The organism is Xanthomonas cissicola, assembly GCF_008801575.1.
Taxonomy (GTDB): domain Bacteria; phylum Pseudomonadota; class Gammaproteobacteria; order Xanthomonadales; family Xanthomonadaceae; genus Xanthomonas; species Xanthomonas cissicola.
In genome coordinates this window covers 1-5,060 of record NZ_VZPL01000132.1, presented here as the reverse complement: position 1 = coordinate 5,060, position 5,060 = coordinate 1, and the positions used below count along the sequence as shown (strand labels likewise).

Genomic DNA, 5,060 nt, shown 5'->3' with positions numbered 1-5,060 from the left:
AAGCTCTGTCAACAATGCAAGCAGATCGAAGCGGCCATCAAGATACGCATTGAGGGCGTCGGTCATGTGCTGATCAATGCCAAAGCCAGCCGCGGTTTGTTGGGCGATCCAGCCTTCGACATGGGTCTGGCGGAGTTGATGCTCTTGATGGTCGAGGAGCGTAGCGAGGGAGTGGACGGCAGAAGTCATAATGACGAATCCAGTGTTGTGGTTCTTCGATTCGTAGCAGAGAAGTCTTCGCCGTCAAGCCCAGTCGCCTAGCGCAATTGTCGCTCGGTCAGAGCTTCAATTTTTCGTTGACCGCCTGACTGACCAACTCATACCACTTGTTCATCTCGGTCTCGTTGCCGAACTTGATGGTCCACACGGGATGATCGATATCTTTGACATTGAGCGTCAGCGTGCCCTCGCGATTGTAGTTGTGCCAGTGCTTTTCCCAGGACCGCACATCGCTCAGTGCATATGCCTTGATGCGACTTCCCGCCTTGAACTTGATCATGGCGCGTGCCGTCGACACGGCAATGCGCGTGTTCTTGTAGCCATAAAACCGCTGGAAGTCATGGTCAAAGGTTGCGTTGTCACTACGCGTTTTCACCGTCTTAGCAAGCACCAAGAAGATTGCGGCGCAGCCCGCGAAAAAGACCAAGAGAAGAAAAGTGCCAACCGTCATTTGAGTTCCTTGTGAGAAGATGGATATAGGAACGAGCGTTTACTGGACGCGGCCGGTGATCTTCCATTTCCCGCCGATCTCAGTGAACGTGTAGACGCCATCCATCTGACTGCCGAAATCCTGCCCGAGTGCTTCTACCTTGGCGCTGACATCGCACGTGTAGCTCGGCGCGCCCTCAGCCTTGACGCACTTGCCGCTCTCGAAATCCTCGATCTTGGCCTTGTCATTGCTGTTGTCCTGAACGTAGAGCAAGAACGCGCTCTGACGGTCGTCCTGGGACGGGCCACCACCCGAGCAAGCCACCAGAGAGACGATCAACGTGCCGATGACGGCAAAGCGAGCTTTGGACATAAGAATCCTCTGATAAGCGAGAGCAAACGGATTGGCACAGATGCATGGCCATGTAAGGCCGACATGGCCTCCTCAGGCATCGGCCCCATTGCAGTTGACAGCGTGCCGGGGCAACGTCAGTATGCGTTCAACGAATGATTCGTTCAACGAATTTTTGCAAGGCGCGTAACTCACGTTCATCCTTGTAGGGATGAGCACCCCCCAACCTGACATCCTGTCGTTGTTCGCTGCGCGACTTAAAGCGCGCCGCCTGGCAATTGGCCTTGTGCAACAGGACTTGGGTGTCGCTCTTGGACTGGAGAGTCGCATCGCTCAGGCTCGCATCAGCCGCTACGAAACGGGCACGCATGTCCCAGATCTCAAGACTGCCTTGGATCTGGCCGATGCACTTGGTGTGTCCCTCAGTTCCCTGGTCGCTGAGTCTGATCGACTTGGTCAGATCATCGAGTTGGTGCGCCAGCTGCCCGAGGGTCAGCAGGAAGAGCTTGTGAAACAACTGTCGGCACTTGCCGCATCGTCTCCTTCGAAGTCCGAAAAAGAGTAGGCCGAACAACCTAGGCGAGGGGCAAGCCCTCACTCTGGGAGAAGCAAAGGACGTCGCAAAATTGCGGCTCAGCCCAGCACAGCGGTCCGCCTAGCCCATAGTGCGGAGGGCCTTACTGCGGTCCTGGCATGCGTGCAGATCAGACAATTCCTACACGGATGCCAACGCCCATCCGATCTGAGCTGGCAATGTGATCCTGTAATCTCGCGAGCGGACGGTCGTTTTCAAACAAGCCAGGGATCACCAATGGAACGACGTCCTGTGTGCTGTCTGCCGTTCCTCAACTTCGCCACGTGTGGCTGCGCTTTGCGCAACGCACCTTCGCTTGACGCAAGCCTTGGTTGCTGAAAAAGCAATAGCGTGGGGCTTGCGAACTTAGGTTTGGCGCCAATGCCAACGCCAGATCAACAAAACGCAAATGTAATTTTAATGTCTGCGCGGGTAGCCTCAACTCACGCAAGTTGTGCAGTAGATCTCGAAGTGTAGGTGCTATGGATAGCGAGTCAGGTCAGACGGATGACGCAGAACAACCGCTCTTTCGCAAGCGAAAAGGGCCGGAGACAACTTCCACACTCGGCGACCTAAAAGATGCGTTTCCCTCGTCCATCCGGATCTGGATTGGCTGTGGCTGTGTGCTTTTCCTCTTGCTGGCCACGTTTGTTCTGACCGCGTCCTACTCCAAGCGGGAGCACGTGTCGGGCCAGATCATTTCGACGCATGGGCGAGTGGATATCCGTAGTGGAACGCCTGGCCTCATCCTGTCGACGACATTGAAGCCCAATGCCTTGGTCAAGAAGGGCCAAGTGCTTGCGGAGCTGTCAGCCGACATCACCGACGAAGCGGGTCGCTCTTTGTCCGATGAGACGATCAAGCGTGCGCTCACCCGATCAGAAGAGCTGACCAAGGAGCAATTACAGACGCATGACTTTTCTGGCCAGCGCGAGCGGGAACTGACGCGTCAAGTCGAAGAAACGACCGGCGCGATGCAGGAAGTCGCTCGTAAGATCTCAATCTTGGAAAAGAAATACGCCAAGAACAAAGAACTCTTGAAGACCATTGAGCCGCTGCTTGCTGAGAAGTATGTGTCCAAATACACCTACCTCACCTACGAAAATGCTCTCTTGGATGCAGAAGCGGAGATCCAGGATGCCCGCGCGCAGCAGTCCACACTTCGTAATCAGCGTGTCGCATTGCTGGGTGAAATCACCGAGATAAAGACAACCGCCAGCAGACAAGCGAGTGAGATCGAGCGTGAGAAGTCCACGATCGAAGATCAAGTGGCCAGAGCCAAGTCCGACCGGCTGCAAACCATCACTTCACCCTTGAGCGGCACCGTTGCAGCAATCTATGCATCCCAAGGTCAGCGCATTGGCACCGACTCGATCATCGCGTCCATCACCCCAAGCGAGTCGGTGTTCGAAGCTGAAATTCTTATTCCTTCCAGGGCCATCGGACATGTGAATGTCGGCACCGAGGTGCTGCTCAACATCGCCGCATTCCCGAAAGCAAAATATGGCGCCATCCAGGGGCGCATCGCATCGCTGTCAACGCAAACGAGTCCCCTCGGTGAGTTGGAGCGCCGCTATGGTCGCCAGTCGCCCACTGAGCCGGTTTACACCGCCAAAGTCGCCTTGCCTTCCCAGACCATTGGAGTTGCCCAAGAAGCGAAGTCCTTCCTGCCGGGGATGGAAGTGGACGCGGAACTGATCTTGGAGGGCCGAAAGATCTGGGAGTGGATGTTTGACCCCTTCCAAACCATGGGATCACGCTTGACGGGTGAAAAGCGATGAAGGACGTCTTGACGCCATCAGCCAATGGCGATGCCGAGACGGATCGCTCTGCTGAACCAAGCCTGGTGTTCTCCTCGAAGCGCCGTGTGCCGCATATCCGCCAAACTGAGTCGAGTGAGTGCGGCCTGGCCTGCATTGCGATGCTGCTCTCCTACTACGGCCATGAAACGAGCCTTGGGGAGCTTCGCAACCGCTTTACGGTGTCAACTAGTGGGGCAACGCTCGCCTCGCTGATTGAAATCGCTGACGCCAACGGACTCACGACGCGTCCGCTTCGCTTGGAGCTTTACGAACTGCCCAAGCTGTCGTTGCCTTGCATGGTCCACCTACACCACGGGCACTTTGTCGTGCTGACGGCTGTGAGGGGAGGGCATGTTCACATCAGCGATCCCGCAACGGGCGTCAAAAAAATCAAGCTCGATGAGTTCGATGAGCTTTTTAGCGGCATTGCGTTGGAGGCGCATCCGGGTCCGGCCTTCAAGAAGATCAAGAGCGTGCCATCGGTGTCGCTTCGCGATCTGGCAGGCTCGCTTCGGTCCCTGGTGCCCGCGTTCTGGGGTGTGGGCATCTTGGCGCTCTTCTTGGAAGGCTGTGCGCTGATTGCGCCGCAATATCTGAGACTGACCATGGATCAGGTGCTCAGCGTCAAGGACGATGGTCTGGTCACCACATTGGCTATCGGCTTTTCGATCGTGCTCCTGGTCCAGCTCGTCTTGACCGTTGCCAGGAAGTGGACCTTGCTGTGGATCTCTTCGACCACTGGCTTACGGTGGAGCAGCAACTTGTTCCGTCACCTCGTGTCGCTACCCCAGTCGTATTTCGTAAAGCGGCACACCGGGGATATTTCAAGCCGCTTCCAGTCGATCTACTCCATCCAGCAGTCACTCACGACGAAGATGATGGAAGCGGTCATCGATGGGGTGATGTCTTTCCTTATGTTGTTGCTCTTGATGAGCTATGACGCGCCGCTTGCCTTCGCCTTGTTGGCTTTCACCATTGCCTATGTGGGTTCGCGCTACGCCTACTACGCCAAGCTCAAAGAAGCCAACCTTGATCAGATCAACATTGATGCACGCCGGCAAAGCTTGCTCTACGAAACGGTCCGAAGCATCCAGCCCATCAAGCTGTTCAACAAGTCAGCGCTTTGGGCGTCGCGCTTCACGAACTACAGCGCGAAAGCCACCAATGCGACCATCGGGGCCGAGCGTATCCGCATTGGGTTCGATTCTGTCCAGCTTCTCATCCAAGGCCTGTGCCGCATTTTCGTGATCTGGGAGGGCACACGGCTGGTGCTCAGTGGCGATATGACGATCGGGGTGCTGACGGTCTTTTTGATCTACGCGACCCAGTTCAGCCAACGCAGCATCAATCTGGCCGACTACTTGATGCAGCTCCGGCTGCTTCGCTTACACACCGAGCGCATTTCAGACATCACGCACAGCGAGCCTGAGTCGTTTCTGCATGGCAACGGCGCGCTGCAGGATGCTGCGCCAGCTATTACCATTGCCAACGGCTACTTCCGCTACTCGTCTACGGACAAGTGGATCATGAGCGCTTTGCAGCTCAGGGCCCCGGCAGGCCAAGTGATTGCAATTGTCGGGAACTCAGGCGTGGGTAAGACCACACTCATCCGCGTTCTGGCGGGGCTTGAAGATCTTCAAGTTGGGGACTTCTTAGTCAATGGAGAGGATCTGCGCAAAGTCGG

6 protein-coding genes are annotated in these 5,060 nt (G+C 56.1%); 3 read left to right on the top strand and 3 right to left on the bottom strand.

The annotated features are described in order from the left end of the window. The 3 genes from F7R02_RS26575 to F7R02_RS24145 all read right to left on the bottom strand — a co-directional run. The coding region (locus F7R02_RS26575) for a hypothetical protein (protein WP_167521103.1) at positions 1 to 189 on the bottom strand (189 nt) is incomplete at its 3' end. Positions 190 to 277: 88 nt separating this feature from the next. Beyond that, a complete protein-coding gene (locus F7R02_RS24150; protein ID WP_078589940.1) occupies positions 278 to 670 on the bottom strand; it encodes a hypothetical protein in 393 nt (130 codons plus the stop codon). A 39-nt stretch (positions 671 to 709) separates the two neighbouring features. Continuing rightward, positions 710 to 1,021 carry a hypothetical protein gene (locus F7R02_RS24145; protein ID WP_023903641.1) on the bottom strand — a complete coding sequence of 104 codons (312 nt, stop codon included), beginning with the start codon at positions 1,019 to 1,021 and terminating at the stop codon, positions 710 to 712. A 190-nt stretch (positions 1,022 to 1,211) separates the two neighbouring features. Between F7R02_RS24145 and F7R02_RS24140 the strand changes: the two genes are divergently transcribed. The 3 genes from F7R02_RS24140 to F7R02_RS24130 all read left to right on the top strand — a co-directional run. Continuing rightward, a complete protein-coding gene (locus F7R02_RS24140; RefSeq protein WP_074057594.1) occupies positions 1,212 to 1,565 on the top strand; it encodes a helix-turn-helix domain-containing protein in 354 nt (117 codons plus the stop codon). A gap of 491 nt (positions 1,566 to 2,056) precedes the next feature. Further along, positions 2,057 to 3,355: an HlyD family secretion protein gene (locus F7R02_RS24135; protein WP_078589939.1), complete on the top strand. Its 1,299-nt coding sequence runs from the start codon at positions 2,057 to 2,059 to the stop codon at positions 3,353 to 3,355. Then, on the top strand, positions 3,352 to 5,060 hold a 1,709-nt coding region (locus F7R02_RS24130; RefSeq protein ID WP_151210253.1), incomplete at its 3' end, for a peptidase domain-containing ABC transporter. The genes F7R02_RS24135 and F7R02_RS24130, both read left to right, overlap by 4 nt.

Coding starts and splice junctions, on each gene's coding strand:
- F7R02_RS24150 (WP_078589940.1), bottom strand. CDS start 670: ATGACGGTTGGCACTTTTCTTCTCTTGGTCTTTTTCGCGGGCTGCGCC.
- F7R02_RS24145 (WP_023903641.1), bottom strand. CDS start 1,021: ATGTCCAAAGCTCGCTTTGCCGTCATCGGCACGTTGATCGTCTCTCTG.
- F7R02_RS24140 (WP_074057594.1), top strand. CDS start 1,212: ATGAGCACCCCCCAACCTGACATCCTGTCGTTGTTCGCTGCGCGACTT.
- F7R02_RS24135 (WP_078589939.1), top strand. CDS start 2,057: ATGGATAGCGAGTCAGGTCAGACGGATGACGCAGAACAACCGCTCTTT.